The organism is Methylobacterium crusticola, from assembly GCF_003574465.1.
Taxonomy (GTDB): domain Bacteria; phylum Pseudomonadota; class Alphaproteobacteria; order Rhizobiales; family Beijerinckiaceae; genus Methylobacterium; species Methylobacterium crusticola.
On record NZ_QOWC01000013.1, the window covers coordinates 22,984 to 39,797 of the forward strand.

The window sequence follows — 16,814 nt, forward strand, 5'->3', positions numbered from 1 at the left end:
GCTGCCATCAGTCGCTCATCGCTGCTCCGGCCGTCGTCCCGCCGCGCACGGGGTCGCGGGGGACGTGCCGGTTGTGGGTGATGGCCTCACGCAGGTGGGCCTCGAGCTCGGCCGCCCGATGCGCCGCGCTGTGGGCGGCGAGCACGCGGGCGCGGGCGCCCGCCGCCACCCGCAGGCGCTCGGCCTCGGGCTGCCCTTCCAGGAGGGCGAGCACGTCCCCGGCCGCGTCGACCGGCAGGATCTCGCGCCCCGGCACGAACACGGTCTCGAGACCCTCCCAGCGGTCGGTGAGGATCGGCGTGCCGCAGGCGGCGGCCTCGAACAGGCGCACGCTCGGGCTGTACCCGGCCCGGATCATGTCGGCCCGGGTGACGTTCAGGGTGTAGCGGCTCGCCGCGTAGAAGGCCGGGTGGTCCGCGGGCGCGACGTGCTCGATCCGCTCGACGTTGCGCGGCCAGTCGATGCCGGCGGGGTATTGCGGGCCCGCCACCGCGAAGCGCAGGTGCGGGGCCTGCCGGGCCGGCTCGAGCAGGAGCCGCGTCAGGGTCGGCTGGCGGTCGGGGCTGTGGGTGCCGAGATACGACAGGTCCCAGCGCACCGCCCGCGCCGGCGCCCGGTAGGCGTCCATGTCCACCGAGCAGTAGAGCTGGCGCGCGGCGGGCGAGCCGTGATGCTCCTCGATCCAGCGCAGCGTCGGGCCGCCCGTGAAGGACAGGTAGAGGTCGTAGGCCCGGATCAGGTCGGGCGTGAGGTACTCGTGGTCCCCCGCCTCCAGCTTCGCCAGGGTGACGGGGGTGTCGATGTCGTAGAACGCCCGCACCCCCCGGCCCCAGCTCTGCACGCGCCGGCCGACCGCCACGCCCTCGGGCACGTAGGAGCCGACCACGACCGCGTCGGCGGCGGCGATGCGGTCGCGGAAGCGCTCGAGGTCGGCGAGGTCGTCGTAGAAGGACAGCTCGCAGAAATCCGGGTCGGTGAGGTCCCGGTGGCCGGCGTACCAGGGCACGTCGCGCTCGAGGAACAGGATCGCGTGCCCGCGCTCCGCGAAGGCCCCGAGCAGGGCCCGGTACGTGGTGGCGTGGCCGTTGCCCCAGGACGAGGACAGGCTGAGCCCGAGGACGACGAGGCGGAGCGGCGGGCGCGTCATGCGACGCTCCGCTCGCGCTTGCGCGCCGCTTCCCCGCTCAGGATGGCGTCGACCTCGGCGCCCCGGTGCGCGTAGGTGTGCTCGCGGGCGATGCGGGCGCGGGCCGCCGCCCCGATGGCGCGGGCGCGCTCCGGGGTCAGCGCGGCCAGGTGCGCGGCGACGTCCCGGCCGTCGCGGGCGACCAGAACCTCCTCGCCCTCCCGCAGGAAGAGGTCGAGGCCGGTCCAGGAATCGGTGATGAGGCAGGCGCCGGCGCCCGTCGCCTCGAACACCCGGGTGGCGGGCGAGTAGCCGACGGCCGCCATGCTGTCGCGCGCGATGTTGAGCACCGCGAGCGGCGTCGTGTTGAAGGCGTTGTGCTCGCGCGTGTAGACGTGGCCGAGGTGGCGCACGTTGCCCGGCATGGCCTTGTCGCCCCAGCCGTTGCCGCCGATCAGGAAGGCGCGCGCGGGCAGCCGCGCCGCCGCGTCGAGGAAGAACGTCTCGACCCGCGCCTCGCGGTCCGGCAGCCGGTTGCCCAGGAAGGCGAGGTCGGCGGCGAAGCGCGGGTCGGGCGGGACCGGGTGGTGGGTGTCGGGATCCAGGGCGTTGTAGATCGGGATGCAGCGCGCGGCGCCGAACCCCTCGTAGGCGGCGACGACCGGCGGCCCGCCGCCGTATGTGAGCACCAGGTCGAGGGACGGCATCGCCCGGTGCAGGGCGTGGCCCGGGGTCGCGGCGAGCTCGGCCAGGGTCGCGGGCGCGTCGACGTCCCAGAAGATGCGGATCGCCTCGGGGCGCGAGGCCGCGACGACGCCCTCCAGCAGCGCATCGTCGAACACGCCGACGCCGCTCGCCTTCACGACCACGTCCGCCTGCGCGGCCTCCGCCACGACGGCGCGCACGGCCTCGGGCGTCGCCGGGTAGACCCGCACCTCGGCGTAGGGCGGCGGATCGATGTCGCGGTGCTGCTGCCGCTCGTAGGCGTCCGGCTCGTAGAAGGTGACGCGGTGGCCCCGCCCCGCGAGATCGCGCAGGAGGCCGCGGTAGTACGTGGCGGCGCCGTTCCAGTAGGACGACAGCAGGCTCGATCCGTAGAAGGCGATCCTCACGCGACGGTCTCCGGGAGCGCGGGCGCGCGCAGGCGTCGGGCGATGCCCAGAAGCTCGTCGGCGCGGTGGCGGCAGGTGTGGCGGGCCCGGATCGCCGCGAGGCCGGCGGCCGCGAGGCGCGCGCGCAGGCCGGCATCGGCGGCAAGCGCGCGCAGGTGGCGCTCCATCCCCGGGCCGTCCGCCGCCACGAGGTAGTCGGTCCCGGGCCGGAACAGCCCTTCGGCATCGTCCCAGGGGGCGCTCACCAGGGGGATGCCGCAGGCGAGCGCCTCGAACACCCGGATCGTCGGGATGCCGGGCAGCTGCGCGACGTAGAAGCGCCGGGGCACGTGCACGGTCGCGAGGTGGCGGGCGAACAGGCCGGGCGCGGCCGCGTTCGGGGCCCAGCCGTGGTAGCGCGCGCCGGACCGGGCGAGCGTCGCCAGCGCGGCCTCGGGGTAGCGCACCCCGTAGACGTCGAGGGGCAGCCCGGCGGCCCGGGCCGGGCCGAACAGGAAGGTCTCGAGTTCGGCGCTGCGCTCGTCGTCGCCCCAGTTGCCGATCCAGACGAGGCCCTCCCGCGGCCCCTCGGCGGCGGGAGGGCGGAACAGGCGCGTGTCGGCGGCCTCGTGCCAGACGAAGACGCGCTCCCCCCAGCCCCAGCCGCGGTAGACCGCCGCCAGCGCCTCGCCGAAGGCCAGCACGCCGTCGTAGCCCGAGAGGTCGAAGCGCCGCATCGCCTCGGGCTCGCTCACCGCCCGGTGGTGGGTGTCGTGGAACAGCAGGGTGTAGCCCGCACCGCGCCGGCGCGCCGCGCCGAGGGCCGCCACGAGGTCCGGGTCGCTCCACTCGTGGACGACCACGAGGTCGGATTCCGCGGCGCGCTCCACCGCCGGCGCGACGGCGTCGTAGACCTGCGGATCCAGCTCCGGATAGGCGGCGCGGAACGGCGCCAGCCCGGCCTCGCCGTGGTCGCGCAGGAGGTTCGCGAGGCTCCAGGCGCCCCGCGGCTCGAACGACGCCACCGCGTGGCCGTCCGCGGCGAGCTCCCGCAGGACGCCGCGCAGGAAGTGGGCGTTGCCGTGGTTCCAGCACGAGGCGAGGGAGTGCGTGAAGTAGGCGATCCTCACGGGGCGCCTCCCGTCCGCCGGGGACCCGGGGTCGTGCCAGGTCCTCCGACCGCGTTCGCCGCGGGCGCGGCCCCGTCGCGCGAGCCTACCCGCATGCGGCCTCCAGCTCCCGGAGCGGCAGCGGGCGCTCCTCCTGGATGTCGCTGAAATGGTCGAACTGGGCGAGGTAGTGGGCGTGCGCCCGCTCCCAGGCCGCGTCGTCCGGCTCGCCCCAGAGGCGCCGGTAGTCGGGCGAGCTCGGGTAGGGGTAGAGCGGCACAGGGTCGTTGGCCCAGACGCCCTGCCGGCGCAGGCGGTCGCGCCACTCGGCCACCAGGGCCGGATCGTCGCCCGCGACCTTGATCAGGTTCGCCTGCACGAACGGCACGGTGTTGCGGGCGTGGATCAGCCGCTCGGCGAGCTCGTCCGTCGTGGCGCGGCACTTCTTGTCGAGGGCAGCCCGGCCCTCGACCGTGAGGCTCTCGATGCCCGCCTCGATGGAGACGCAGCCCGCGGCCCCGAGGAGGTCCAGCATGTCGGGCTTCCAGAGGTCGATCCGGGTCTGGATGCCGAAGCGCACGTCGCGCGAGACCAGGGCCTCGAGGAGCGGCTTCTGGGGCAGGAAGATCTCGTCGATGAAGTAGACGTAGGTGACGCCCTCGGCGATCAGGCCGTCGATCTCGTCGAGCACGTGGGCGAGGTCGCGGCGCCGGTAGGCGTCGCGGAAGTCGATCTTCGCGCAGAAGCTGCAGGTGTAGGGGCAGCCGCGCGAGGCCTCGACCTCGGCGCCGGGGCCGTCGGGCGCGCGGTCGAAGCGGTGATGGTGGTGGGTGTGGCGCGCGAGCCACCCGGCGGGCCAGCGCAGGGCCGGCAGGTCGATGAAGCGGCCCGCGTGGGGAGGCCCCGCTACGATCGTCTCGCCGCCCTCCCGGTAGGCGAGGGCCGGGACGCCGCGAAAGCCGTCCTGCCCGGCGAGGCGCAGCACGACCTCCTCGCATTCCCCCCGCACCACCGCGTCGACGCCGAGCTTCTCGAGGGTCGGCCGGGGCGTCGCCGAGCCGTGCGGCCCGACCGCCACGGTCCGGCCGCCGCGCCCGCCGAGGGCGTCCAGGAACGCGCGCGGCACCCGCAATTCCGGGGGCGCGCAGCGCCAGAACAGGTAGGTCGGGGCGGTCGCCACCACGGTCATGTCGGGGGCGAACGCCGCCACGTCCGCGGCGGCCTCGGCGTGGGTCAGCCCGCAGAGATGCGCGTCGAGGAGCAGGACGTCGTGGCCCGCCGCCGCCAGGAGCGCCCGGCTGTAGCCGAGCTCCAGCGGCAGGTGCGGCTCCCGGCAGCCGAAATAGATGCTGTTGCGGTAATCCCAGGCGGGATTGACGAGGGCCACTCTCATTCGGCCGCTCCCATCAGGCGGACGGAAGGAGCATCGGGGGGCCGGGCGCCCGCCTCGGCGAGCCAGGCCGCGAGGTCGGCGACGCCCCGCTGCCAGGGCGTCGGGGCGGGCAGCCCGAGGGCGGCCGCGGCGCGGCGGGTGTCCGAGACGTAGTAGCGCTGGTCGCCCGCGCGCCAGTCCGAGAAGCGCAGGTCGACGGGGCGGCCGATCAGCGTCTCGACGTAGGCCAGGAGCTGGCGCAGGCTCACGGCGTTGCCGGGCCCGCCGCCGAGGTTGAAGGCCTGGCCGGCGACGGAGTCGATCCGCTCCCAGGCCGCCAGGTAGGCCGCGACGGCGTCCGAGACGTGCAGGATGTCGCGCACCTGCCGGCCGTCGCCGTAGATGCTGATCGGCCGGCCCGCGAGCGCGCTGATCACGAAATGCGCGACCCAGCCCTGGTCCTCGGTGCCCATCTGGCGCGGGCCGTAGATGCAGCTCATCCGCATCACCGCGGTCGGGATGCCGAAGCTGCGGGCGTAGTCCAGCACGTACTGGTCGGCGCCGCCCTTGGAGCAGCCGTAGGGGGTGTGGAAGTCGAGGGGCTGCTGCTCGCCGATGCCCCACCGCCGCAGGTCGGGATCGACCGGCACGTAGGCGTCGTTCGTGGCGCTGAGCGCGAGATCCGGCAGGTTGCCGTAGACCTTGTTGGTCGACGCGAAGACGAGCGGCACCGGCGCGCCGCGCCGCCGCAGGGCCTCCAGCACCGCGAGGGTGCCCCCGAGGTTGACGGCGAAGTCCTCGTGCGGGGAGACGAGGCTCGTCGTCACGGCGACCTGCGCGGCGAGATGGAACACCGCGTCGGCGCCCGCCACGCACTCGGCGACCCGGCCGGCGTCGCGGACGTCGCCGACGACGGCCGTGACCCGCTCGGGGTGCCGCTCCCGGAGCCAGGCGAGGTTCGCCTCGACGCCCGGGCGCAGCAGGGCGTCGTAGACCACGACGCGGTGTCCGTCGGCGGCGAGGCGGTCCGCGAGGTTTGCCCCGATGAAGCCGGCGCCCCCCGTGACGAGCACGGTCCGGCCGGTGGCCGGCCGAGCCGCGTCGTCCGCCCGGCTGGTCGCGGGCCGGGTCACGCGACGAGGCCTCGGGCTTCGAGCTCGCTGCGCGCCTCCTTCACCCGGTCGACCGCCTGCTGCTCGGCGACCCAGGCCGCCAGTTCCGCGACGCCCTCGGCGAAGTCCCGCCGGGGCCGGAAGCCGAGCTCGCGCTGGATCTTGCCGATGTCGGCGATGCAGTGGCGGATGTCGCCCGTCCGCGCCTGACCGGTGATCTCGGGCTCGAGCCCGGGCTTGCCCATCGCGCGCGCGAGGATCTGGGCCACCTCCCGCACCGACCAGTCCTGGCCGCTGCCGACGTTGTAGACCTGGCCGGGCGCGCTCGGGTGCTCGAGCGCCAGCACGAAGGCCTCGGCGACGTCCTCGACGTGCACGAAGTCGCGGCGCTGCTCGCCGTCCTCGAAGATCATCGGCGGCTGGCCGTTGTGGAGCCGCGACGCGAAGATCGCCAGCACGCCCGTGTAGGGGTTCGAGAGCGCCTGGCCCGGCCCGTAGACGTTCCAGAGCCGGAGCGCGACGCCCTCCATGCCGTAGACCGGGCTCAGGGTCAGGGTCAGGCGCTCCTGGACGTACTTCGTCAGCGCGTAGACGGAGGCCAGGGTCGGGGCCTTCCACTCGGGCGTCGGCACGGGCACCATCGGGTGCCCGCCCGCGTCCACGGGATCCCAGGGCTCGCCCGGCCGGCGCGGCTTGCGCACCGCGTCCTGCACGATGCCGCCGTCGGCCGCCCGGTAGAGGCCCTCGCCGTAGACGCTCATGGAGGAGGCCACCACGACCCGGCGCACCGGCCGGTCGATGAGCTGCTGGAACAGCGCGGCGGTGCCGCCGTCGTTGACCGAGACGTAGCGCTCGACCGCGTACATGCTCTGGCCGACGCCGACCTCCGCGGCGAGGTGGACCACGGAATCGACGCCTTCGAGCGCGCGGGCGAGCGCCGCCGCGTCGCGGATGTCGCCCCGGACGAGGTCGACATCCGGGCTCAGCCCTTCCGGCCGAGACCCGGTCCCGTGCACCTGCTCGATCAGATTGTCGAGAACGCGGACTCTATAGCCCCGCGACAGTAAAGACTGAGAAAGATGAACACCAATAAATCCTGCGCCACCACTAATCAGGACAGTCTCACCCAACTCGAAAAATCCTCCACACGGCGAGCCTATGACGGCTCGACTCTCGCGCGCGCTTGGCAAAGGCGGCAACAGATACGCACCATCGTCTCCGCTGCCGCATCAACATTGGAAAACTAGGACGGTTCCGGTGTGATCGCCGGTGCGCGCAGGATCGCGGAGCCGCGTGGCCGGTGCGCCGGCCGCCGACCGGCCGCGTTCCGGCCGGTGCGGGCGGTCCCGGCGCCCGGGCCGGGCGGCCACGCGGACCGATGAGCCGCACCCGAAGAGTATCATCTTCTCCCCAGCGCAGTAGATCTAGCGGGAGATGCTCTCCGGATCCGGCATTTTGCAAAGTCTTTCTCGTTGACGACCGCGAGACTGAGGATAACATCTCTCCGACTTCGCCGGGATCGTGCGGTCTGCTTCAGTCTTCCATCGCGGGATGGCAGGCGGAGCGCCGCGCGACGCCCGGTCCCGCCGCGCCGGGCGCCCGCGACGCAACGCCGCCGCGTCCGTCACGATGCCGGCGCGGCCGACAGAAGGATCTCACGCCGTGAATGCCTCATCCTCGTCCCGCCGCGCCGGGAGCCCGCGGGGACGGTCCGCGTGACGGCACGCCTGCGCGCGATCCCGGGAGACCCGGCTCCCGCCACCGATCCCCTCGCGACGGCGCGGGCCCTCGTTCCGGCGCTGGCGCAAGCCGCCGCCGACGACGACCGCGCGGGCCGCTTCGCGGCGCGGAGCATCGCCGCCTGCCGCGCCGCCGGCCTCGCGGCGCTGACGGTTCCGCGGGCGCGGGGCGGGCAGGGGGCGGGCCTTTCCGCGACGAGCGCGGTGATCGGCACCCTGGCGCAGGGCGATCCCGCCGCCGCCCTCGTCCTCGCGATGCAGGCCCTCCACCACGCGACCCTCGCCCGCGCGACGGGCTGGCCCGCCGGCCCGGTGGCGCGCCTCCAGCGGGCCGCGGTCGAGGAGGGCGCGCTCCTCAACGCGCTGCGCGTCGAGCCCGAACTCGGGTCGCCGGCGCGCGGCGGGCTGCCGGCGACGATCGCCCGCCGGGCGCCCGAGGGCTGGCGGGTGAGCGGCCGCAAGATCTACTCGACCGGCGCGCCGGCGCTCGCGTTCGGCCTCGTCTTCGTCCGGACCGACGAGGCGGCGCCCCGCGTCGGCTTCGTCCTCGTGCCGATGTCCGCCCCCGGGATCCGGATCGAGGCGTCCTGGGACCACCTCGGCATGCGGGCGAGCGGCAGCCACGACGTGGTCCTCGATGACGTCCCGGTCCCGGGCGACCACGCCCTCGACCTGCGCCCGCCCGCGGCCCCGGGCGGACCCGAGGCGGTCGCCCTGGCCTGGAACACGACCCTGATCGCCGCCCTCTACGACGGCATCGCGCGGGCCGCGCAGGACTGGCTCGCGCGCTACCTCGGGACGCGTGCGCCCGCCAACCTCGGCGCGCCGCTCGCGAGCCTGCCCCGGTTCCAGGAGGCGATGGGGGAGAGCGAGCGCCTGCTCGCGGTCAACCGGCGCCTCCTCGCCGGCGTTGCCGCCGAGACCGACGCGGGGGCGCCCCCGCCGGCCACCGAGAGCGGGCTCGTCAAGCTCACGGTGACCGAGAACGCGATCGAGGTGGTGCAGCGCGCGGTCGAGCTCACCGGCAATCCCGGCCTGTCGCGCGCCAACCCGCTCGAGCGCCACCTGCGCGACGTCCTGTGCGCGCGCATCCACACGCCGCAGGGCGACACGATCCGGCTCGCCGCCGGGCGCGCCGCGCTCGGGCTCTGAGACCGAGGGGCCGGGCGCACCGGATCCGGCCCGGATCCCCCTGCCGACGCCGGCCGCCGTGCCACGCCGACACCCGAGACCTGAGGACATCCACCATGACGCAGAGCGCCGACGTCCACTTCATCGGCTTCGTCGCGGCCCAGCACGGGTCGGAGATCCACCCGAGCGCGGGGCCGGTCATCGACCGCGACTACGTGCGGGCGGTGGCCCAGGCGCACGAGTACGGCGGCTTCGACCGCGTGCTCGTCGCCTTCCACTCGACCGCGCCGGACAGCTTCGCGCTCGCCCAGTACGCGGCGTCGGTGACCGAGCGCATCAACCTGATGATCGCCCACCGCCCGGGGTTCCAGGCGCCCACGGTGGCGGCCCGCCAGCTCGCCACCCTGGACCACCTCACGGGGGGCCGCGCGGGCGTCTACATCATCACCGGCGGCAACGACGCCGAGCTCGCGCAGGACGGCGACTTCCTCACCAAGGACGAGCGCTACGCCCGCACCAGCGAGTACCTCGACGTCGTCAAGTCCGCCTGGACCTCCGCCGAGCCCTTCGACTACGAGGGGCGCTACTACCGCGCGGCGCGCGCCTTCTCGGCCGTGAAGCCGGTGCAGCAGCCCCACCTGCCGGTGTATTTCGGCGGCTCGTCCGAGGCGGCCATCGCGGTCGCCGGCCGGCACGCCGACACCTACGCGCTCTGGGGCGAGACGCACGCCCAGGTGCGCGACACCATCGCGCGCGTGCGGGCGGCGGCGGCCCGGCACGGGCGCGAGGACCGCGTCGGATTCAGCCTGTCGTTCCGCCCGATCCTGGCCGAGACCGAGGAGGCCGCCTGGGCGCGGGCGGAATCGATCCTCGCGCGCACGAAGGCCTTGCGGGCCGCGCGGGGCCTCGGGCCCGCGGCAACGCCGCCCAACGAGGGCTCGCGCCGCCTCCTCGCGGCGGCCGCCCAGGGCAGCCGCCTCGACAAGCGCCTCTACACGGCGATCGCCGCCGAGACCGGCGCGCAGGGCAACTCGACCGCCCTCGTCGGCACGCCCGACCAGGTCGCGGAGGCGCTCCTCGACTATCACGCCCTCGGGGTGACGACCTTCCTGATCCGCGGCTTCGATCCCCTGGAGGACGCGGTGCAGTACGGGCGCGCGCTGATCCCGGCCTTCCGCCGCCTCAGCGGCGCGGCGTCCCGCGCCCGGGCGGCCGCGTGAGGGGGGCCGGCAGCGTGCGTCTGATCCTCGCCCTCGCGGCCCTCGCCCTCGCCCTCGGGCCGGCCTCGGCCCAGACGATCCTGCGCGTCGGCGACCAGAAGGGCGGCTCCCGCGCCCTGATGGAGGCGGCCGGCGTCCTCGGCGACCTGCCCTACCGCCTCGAGTGGAAGGAGTTCCCGGCCGCCGCCCCGCTCCTCGAGGCCCTGAACGCGGGCGCCATCGACACCGGCATCGCCGGCGACGCGCCCTTCACCTTCGCGGCCGCCGCGGGGGCGCCGATCAAGGCGATCTTCGCCATCCGCCAGAACCAGGCCGGGCTCGCCGTCCTGGTGCGGCCGGACTCGCCCGTGCGGACCTTCGCCGACCTCAAGGGCAAGCGCATCGCCACGGGGCGGGGCTCCATTGGGCACCAGCTCGTGCTGGCGAGCCTGGAGCAGGCCCAGTGGACGCCCGAGGATGTCGGCCTCACCTTCCTGCTGCCCTCCGACGCGCAGACCGCCCTCCTGTCGAGGTCCGTCGACGCCTGGGCGACCTGGGAGCCCTACACCTCGCAGCTCGAGAGCACCGGCCGCGCCCGCGTCGTCGCGGACGGGCGCGGGCTCACGCCGGGCCTGAGCTTCCAAGCCGCCCGCGACGACGCCATCGCGACGAAGCGGCCGGCGCTGGAGGATTTCGTGCGCCGTCTCGCCAAGGCGCGGGTCTGGGGCACGGCGCACCCGGAGGCCTTCGCGCGGAGCTGGTCGGCGCTGGTCGGCCTGCCCGAGAGCGTGCCGCTCTGGTGGTTCAAGCGGGCGGACATCCGGCCGGCCCCGATCGATCCCGCGATCGTCGCCGACGCCCAGAAGGTCGCCGACCTCTACCAGCGCCACGGCCTGATCCCGCGGCGGGTCGAGGCGTCGAGCGTGTTCGACACCTCCTTCAACGACGCCGCCCGCTCCGGCGCCGGCGCCGCCACCCAGTGACGGCAGGGCGCCCCGCCCGGGCCCGGGGCGCTCGAGACGAGGGCCTTCTTCGATCTCGACGAAAAAGAGCATGGGACCACTCGTATCAGCGAAAACAAAAGCAAATCTGTCTTGTTGACGCAATGGTGAGTTCCGTTACAACATCAGAGCCTTGAGAGATCACTGGCGCAATTGTTGGAAAGCCGGGCGCGCCGGCATCTTGAGAGGACGATCGATGGCTTCGCTCAACGATTACTTGACCGAGAAGCGCGAAGCCCTGGCGGCGCGCGGCGCGCGCATCGAGAGCGGCGAGCTCGCGGTCACGCCCCTGCGGGCGCAGGTGAGCGCGGAGGGCCGCAGCGGGGTGCGGCGCATCCGCATCCGCGACCACCAGGTCGTCACCGACTCGCCCCCCGATTTCGCCGGCTACGACCTCGGCCCGACCTCGCCCGAGCTGCAGCTCGGCATCCTCGGCAGCTGCCTCGCGCATTCCTACCTGATCCAGGCGGCGCTCCTCGGCGTCGACGTCTCGGCGCTCGACGTCGAGGTCACGGGCGAGCTCGACGCGCGGGCCGGGCGGCCGGGCTTCGAGGCGGTGCCGGTGAGCCCGCACGCGCTCGCCTACACGGTCCACATCGTCTCGGCGGCGCCGCGGGAGGCGGTCCTGCGGCTCGAAGCCGAGGTCGAGCGCGCCTGCCCGATCCTGAACCTCCTGAGGAACGCCCAGACGATCCGCGGCGCCGTCGAGCACCGGGCGCCGCCCGCGAGCGCGGCCCCGGTGCGGCCTCGGGCCGCCTGAGCCCGCCGCGCCGGCTCCCCGCGCGCCCCTCCGGGCGGTCCCCCCTCCCAGGAATGAACCCGGACCATGACGGACGAACCTGACCCGATGCCGCCCACGCGGCGCCACTTCCTCGCGCGGGCCGGCCTCCTCGGCGCGGCGGCCCCCCTCGGCCTCCTGGCCTCGCCCTCCGCAGCCGGGCTCCTGCCCTCCGCCCGACCCGGCTGGGACGCCCCGCCGATCTGCCGGGCGGCGGTCGGCGAGGCGGCCGGCGCGGGCGGCCCCCTGCGCCCGATCCGGCTCGCCTGGAACGCCTCGGCGATCTGCACCGCCGCCGCGCCGCTCGCCAAGGAGCGCGGCCACTTCGCCCGGCACGGGCTCGACGTCGAGTTCGTCAATTTCGGCGGCTCGACCGAGCAGCTCCTCGAGGCGATCGCCACCGGCAAGGCCGATGCCGGCATCGGCATGGCGCTGCGCTGGCTCAAGCCCCTGGAACAGGGCTTCGACGTCAAGATCACGGCCGGCATCCACGGGGGCTGCCTGCGGCTCCTCGGGGCCCGCTCGGCCGGCGCGACGACGCTCGAGGCGCTCAAGGGCCGGGTGATCGCCGTGAGCGACCAGGCCTCGCCGGCCAAGAACTTCTTCGGCCTGCTCCTCGCCAAGCGCGGCATCGACCCGGAGCGGGACGTCGAGTGGCGCACCTACCCGCTCGATCTCCTCGCCCTCGCGGTCGAGAAGGGCGAGGCGCAGGCGCTCGCCGACGGCGACCCCCGCACCTACCTGTGGGCGAAGGACGAGCGCCTGGCCGAGGTCGCCAACAACCTCTCGGCCGAGTACCGGGACCGGACCTGCTGCGTGCTGGCCCTGCGCGGCGCGCTCGTGCGCGACGAGCGGCCGGTGGCGACGGCGCTCACCCGCGCGCTCCTCGAAGCCGGCACCCGGGTTGCCGAGGACCCGGCGGACGCCGCGCGGATCTTCGCGGGCTACGGCGGCAAGGGTTCGGTCGAGGACCTCGCCGCGATGCTGCGCAGCCACACCCACCATCACCATCCCCTCGGCGCCGAGCTGAAGCAGCAGATCGCCGCCTACGTCGACGAGCTGAAGATCGTGAAGGTGATCCGGGCGCGCACCGACGCGGGCCAGTTCGCCGAGCGCGTCTACGCCGACGTGCTGAGCTGAGGAGGGCGAGCCGATGCGTGACATCGCCCTCCGGTCCGGCGCCGCGGCCCTGCCCGGGCGCGGGGAGGCCCGGCGCGCGGGCGTCCCGCTCGCCCCCTCGCTCGTCGCCGCGGGCCTCGCCTGGATCGGCCTCGCGGCCGCCACGGCGGCGTGGCCGGACGCGGGGGATTTCGGCTGCACGCCCGAGTTCGCCGGCGCGCTCGCGGCCCTCGGCACCGGCTTCCTGGCGGCGGGATTGCTGCCGCGGCCCCTCGGCGCGGCCGGCCGGCGCCTGCGCGACTGGTCGCACTGGCTCGTCGCGCTCGCGGCGCTGCTCGGGCTCTGGGAGGTCGCGACCGCGAAGCTCGCCTGGCTGCCGATGCCGTTCTTCCCGCCGCCGCAGGCGATCGTGGAGGTCTTCGTCGACGACTACGCGCGCCTCGCCGACAGCGTCTGGCACTCGCTGCGGCTGCTCGCCGGCGGCTACGTCCTCGGCGCCATCGCCGGCTTCACGCTCGGGGTCGCGGTCGGCTGGTCGCGGGCGGTCGGCTACTGGGTCCACCCGGTCCTGCGCTTCGTCGGTCCGCTGCCCGCGACCGCGTGGCTGCCGCTCGCCTTCTTCGTCTTCCCGTCGAGCGGGTCGGCCTCGACCTTCCTGGTCGCCCTCGCGACCGGGTTCCCCGTGACGGTGCTGACCTGGTCGGGCATCGCCGGGGTCAACAAGGCCTATTACGACGTGGCCCGCACGCTCGGCGCGCGCGAATCCTTCCTGATCCTCAGGGTCGCGATCCCGGCCGCCCTGCCGCACGTCTTCGTTGGCCTGTTCATGGGGCTCGGCGGCTCGTTCGCCGTGCTGGTCGTGGCCGAGATGCTCGGGGTGAAGGCCGGCCTCGGCTGGTACCTGCAATGGGCGCAAGGCTGGGCGGCCTACGCCAACATGTACGCGGCGCTCGCCGTGATGGCGCTCGCCTGCTCGGGCCTGATCACGCTCCTGTTCCGGGTGCGCGACCGGCTGCTCTCCTGGCAGAAGGGACTGGTCCAATGGTAGCCGGCCTGCTCCCCCGGGCGCGTCGCGCCGCCCGGGGCCGCGACGGCGCGCCGGCCGCGGCGGCGCCCGGGCGCGGTGCCGCCGTGTCGCTGCGCGGCGTCGGCCACGCCTTCGCGCTGAACGGGGCGCCGCTGCCGGTCCTCGACGACGTCGGCTTCGACGTCGCGCCGGGCGCCTTCGTGGCGCTGCTCGGCCCCTCCGGCTGCGGGAAGTCGACGCTCCTGCGCCTCGTGGCCGGCCTGGAGCCGCCGGGCCGCGGCGAGATCGCGGTCGACGGCGTGCCCCTGCGGGGCCCGGACCCCTCCCGCGGCCTCGTCTTCCAGGACCCGACGCTCTACCCCTGGCGCAGCGTGTTCGGGAACGTCGCGGTCGGGCCGGAGGCCCGCGGCGTCCTCGGGCGCGAGCGCGGGCGCGTCGATGCGGCGCTCGCCCTCGTCGGCCTGTCGGGCTTCGCCGAGGCCTTCCCGCACCAGCTCTCGGGCGGCATGGCGCAGCGCGTCGCCCTCGCCCGCGCCCTCGTGAACGAGCCGCCGCTGCTCCTCCTCGACGAGCCCCTCGGCAAGCTCGACTCCCTCACCCGCCTGGCGATGCAGGGCGAGCTCGTGCGGCTGTGGCGCGAGAAGGGCTTCTCGGCGCTCCTCGTGACCCACGACGTCGAGGAGGCCCTGGTGCTCGCCCAGCGCATCATCGTGTTCTCCGACCGCCCGGCCCGCATCAAGGCGGACATCGCCAACGACCGGCCCTATCCCCGGCACCGGGAGGATCCGGAGCTCGTGGAGGCGCGCCGCGGGATCCTCGACCTGCTGGGAACGCCGTGACGGCCACGCCCGCGGCGCTCAGCCGGTGCCGTCCACGATCCGGATGGAGAGGTCGGGCAGGCCCGCGATCCGGCCGAGGAGCACGTCGCCCCGGACGACCGGCCCGACGTTCTCGGGTGTGCCGGAGTAGACGAGGTCGCCGGCCTTCAGCTCGAAGGCCTCCGACAGGTTGGCGATCTGCTCGGCCACGGACCAGATCATCTGCGACAAATCGGCATCCTGCCTCACCTCCCCGTTCACCGCGAGGCGGATCGCGCCGCGGGTGAGATGCCCGGTCGCCGCCGCCGGCTGGATCGGCCCGATCGGCGCCGAGCGGTCGAAGCTCTTGCCGATCTCCCACGGCTTCTTCTGGTCGCCCATGCCGCGCTGGAGGTCGCGCCGCGTCATGTCGAGCCCCACGGCGTAGCCGTAGACGTGTTCGAGCGCCCGGTCCCGGGCGATGTCGCGCCCGCCCGATTTCAGGGCCGCCACCAGCTCGAGCTCGTAATGGTAGTTCCTGGTGAGCGTGGGGTAGGGATGCTCGCCGACGCTCCCGGCCTCCACGTACTGCACGGCGTCGGCCGGCTTCTGGAAGAAGAACGGCGGCTCCCGGTTGGTGTCGGAGCCCATCTCGCGGGCATGGGCCGCGTAGTTGCGCCCGATGCAGTAGATCCGGCGCACCGGGAACACCGCGTCGGTCCCCGCGATGGGCACGACGGCCTGCGGTACGGCAAACAGCGTCCGCGGGGCGGCGGCCTGCGCGGCCGCGGCGCCGGGCAGGGACGCGGTGCCGAGCGCCGCCCCGGCCGCGGCTCTGAGGGCATCCCGCCGGCTGGTCGTGATCATGCGAAACCTCCCCGTGAAGGGCCCGTAGCGATCGGGCCGGACCGACGCCGCGCGGACGCTCCTTGCCGCGCGAACGCCCCTTACCGCGCAAACGCCCCTTGCCGCGCGGACGCCCTTTGCCGCGCCGGCCCCGTCCGCCCGCGACCGGCCTGCACCTGGACCTTGAACGCCCGGGGCGCGGCCTCGGTCCCGCCCGCACCGTGGACGTTGGCGCGGGTTCCGGACGTGGTCCTGAGCCCGCCGCCGTTCCGGCCGGCCGCGGCGTCGGCGCTGCCGCCGGTGCCGGGCCCGGCCAGAGCGCGGCGAGCAGGGTCGGGCGACCCGGGCTGACGGGTGCCGTCGCGTCCAGCGTCTCCCTCCGCACGGTCCCGGACCGCTCCCCGGCGGGGTCGCGTGCGGGACGGCCGCGATGGTCCCGGGTGCACGACGCGCGAGCGGCACGTTCGACCCTGCGCCGGCCATCGGAACGAGCGGCCCTTGGGGGACCGGCGCCCGGCCGGCGCGAGGCGCCGGGGCTCAGCTCCGGGTCACGGCGATCAGGACGCAGGCCGTCCTCGCGGTGCGGCGCACCTGATGCGGCAGGCGTCCCGGGAATTGCAGGGCGTCGCCGGCGCGCAGGGCCACGACCCGGTCGGCGAACTTCACCTCCACGGAGCCCCCGACGACGAAGAGGAGTTCCTCGCCGTCGTGCTCGGCCCGGAACTCGTCGGTGAAATCCGGCGGCGGGTAGACCAGGAAGCCCTCGAGCCCGGCGCTGCCCTTGCCGGCGGTCAGCGCCTCGAGGCGGTACCCGGTGCCCTCCTGCCGGTCCGCCGGCGTCGCCCGCTCCTCGGCGCGGGAGAGGTGGATGGCCGAGGCGTCCACGGTCTTGCCGAACAGCTGCGCGACCTGCACGTCGAGCGCGCGGGCGAGGTTCAGCACCGTCGCGACCGAGGGCACCTTGAGGCCGCGCTCGACCTTGGACAGGTAGCCCTTGTCGAGGCGGACCGCGGCCGAGAGCTCCGCGAGGGTCCAGCCGCGCGCCTTGCGGGCGGCCTTCACCTCGCGGGCGAGGCTCAGGCCCGCATCCGCACGCAGCCATTCCGGCAACTCGTCGAGCATCGGGCGTCCCGCCAGGCCTCGTCTCGCCAGCGGCGCAGGGCCCGCCGGTTTAGCATGGCGGCGCCGCTCCGCGTCAACCGGCGGGAGGCTGCGCCGCGCCCCCGGAGCGCGCCGGTCCGATCCGCCGCCGCGGCACGTCGCGCGCCGAGCCGGGGCGGCCGACAGCGCAAGTCGATTCGCTGATGCCGAAATAGGCAACTTGTTGCCCAGACGAGGAGCTTGAATGCAGGCGCGATCGGTGTAGC

At 74.8% G+C, this 16,814-nt stretch carries 15 protein-coding genes; 7 read left to right on the forward strand and 8 right to left on the reverse strand.

Annotated features, from left to right (window positions below; translation table 11 throughout):
- Positions 1–7 precede the first annotated feature (7 nt).
- The 6 genes from DT057_RS10445 to DT057_RS10470 form a co-directional block, all read right to left on the reverse strand.
- Complete coding sequence (locus DT057_RS10445; RefSeq protein WP_128562035.1) at positions 8–1,147, reverse strand: CgeB family protein; 1,140 nt, start codon at positions 1,145–1,147, stop codon at positions 8–10.
- Entirely contained in the window at positions 1,144–2,238 is a 1,095-nt protein-coding gene (locus DT057_RS10450) for a CgeB family protein (RefSeq protein ID WP_128562036.1), read from the reverse strand. Before DT057_RS10450 ends, DT057_RS10445 begins: the two co-directional genes overlap by 4 nt.
- Complete coding sequence (locus tag DT057_RS10455; RefSeq protein ID WP_128562037.1) at positions 2,235–3,347, reverse strand: CgeB family protein; 1,113 nt, start codon at positions 3,345–3,347, stop codon at positions 2,235–2,237. The genes DT057_RS10450 and DT057_RS10455 overlap by 4 nt, the downstream gene beginning before the upstream one ends.
- 85 nt (positions 3,348–3,432) lie before the next feature.
- Positions 3,433–4,719, reverse strand: a complete 1,287-nt coding sequence (locus DT057_RS10460) for a TIGR04295 family B12-binding domain-containing radical SAM protein (protein ID WP_128562038.1) — start codon at positions 4,717–4,719, stop codon at positions 3,433–3,435.
- A complete protein-coding gene (locus DT057_RS10465) occupies positions 4,716–5,831 on the reverse strand; it encodes an SDR family NAD(P)-dependent oxidoreductase (protein WP_128562039.1) in 1,116 nt (371 codons plus the stop codon). Before DT057_RS10465 ends, DT057_RS10460 begins: the two co-directional genes overlap by 4 nt.
- Complete coding sequence (locus tag DT057_RS10470) at positions 5,828–6,940, reverse strand: NAD-dependent epimerase/dehydratase family protein (protein WP_128562040.1); 1,113 nt, start codon at positions 6,938–6,940, stop codon at positions 5,828–5,830. The genes DT057_RS10465 and DT057_RS10470 overlap by 4 nt, the downstream gene beginning before the upstream one ends.
- Positions 6,941–7,525: 585 nt before the next feature.
- Between DT057_RS10470 and DT057_RS10475 the strand changes: the two genes are divergently transcribed.
- The 7 genes from DT057_RS10475 to DT057_RS10505 all read left to right on the forward strand — a co-directional run bounded on the left by DT057_RS10475 (position 7,526) and on the right by DT057_RS10505 (position 14,643).
- Positions 7,526–8,701, forward strand: a complete 1,176-nt coding sequence (locus DT057_RS10475; RefSeq protein ID WP_407068104.1) for an acyl-CoA dehydrogenase family protein — start codon at positions 7,526–7,528, stop codon at positions 8,699–8,701.
- 95 nt (positions 8,702–8,796) lie between these two features.
- Positions 8,797–9,900, forward strand: coding sequence for an LLM class flavin-dependent oxidoreductase (locus DT057_RS10480; RefSeq protein ID WP_128562041.1), 1,104 nt, complete (start codon positions 8,797–8,799; stop codon positions 9,898–9,900).
- Between the two features lie 14 nt (positions 9,901–9,914).
- Positions 9,915–10,862 (forward strand): ABC transporter substrate-binding protein, encoded by a 948-nt coding sequence (locus DT057_RS10485; protein ID WP_128562042.1) that lies wholly within the window; start codon positions 9,915–9,917, stop codon positions 10,860–10,862.
- Between the two features lie 214 nt (positions 10,863–11,076).
- A complete protein-coding gene (locus tag DT057_RS10490; RefSeq protein WP_128562043.1) occupies positions 11,077–11,640 on the forward strand; it encodes an OsmC family protein in 564 nt (187 codons plus the stop codon).
- A gap of 66 nt (positions 11,641–11,706) precedes the next feature.
- On the forward strand, positions 11,707–12,798 hold the full coding sequence (locus tag DT057_RS10495) for an ABC transporter substrate-binding protein (RefSeq protein WP_128562044.1): 1,092 nt from the start codon (positions 11,707–11,709) through the stop codon (positions 12,796–12,798).
- Between the two features lie 13 nt (positions 12,799–12,811).
- Positions 12,812–13,825 carry an ABC transporter permease gene (locus DT057_RS10500; RefSeq protein ID WP_128562045.1) on the forward strand — a complete coding sequence of 338 codons (1,014 nt, stop codon included), beginning with the start codon at positions 12,812–12,814 and terminating at the stop codon, positions 13,823–13,825.
- The gene (locus tag DT057_RS10505; protein WP_128562046.1) at positions 13,819–14,643 is read left to right on the forward strand and encodes an ABC transporter ATP-binding protein; all 825 of its coding nucleotides are present in this window, start codon (positions 13,819–13,821) and stop codon (positions 14,641–14,643) included. Before DT057_RS10500 ends, DT057_RS10505 begins: the two co-directional genes overlap by 7 nt.
- A gap of 18 nt (positions 14,644–14,661) precedes the next feature.
- On the opposite strand, the gene DT057_RS10510 is transcribed toward DT057_RS10505, so the two are convergent.
- Positions 14,662–15,468: a fumarylacetoacetate hydrolase family protein gene (locus tag DT057_RS10510; protein WP_162501372.1), complete on the reverse strand. Its 807-nt coding sequence runs from the start codon at positions 15,466–15,468 to the stop codon at positions 14,662–14,664.
- Positions 15,469–15,984: 516 nt separating this feature from the next.
- Positions 15,985–16,569 (reverse strand): helix-turn-helix domain-containing protein, encoded by a 585-nt coding sequence (locus DT057_RS10515; RefSeq protein WP_128562047.1) that lies wholly within the window; start codon positions 16,567–16,569, stop codon positions 15,985–15,987.
- Between the last annotated feature and the right edge of the window lie 245 nt (positions 16,570–16,814).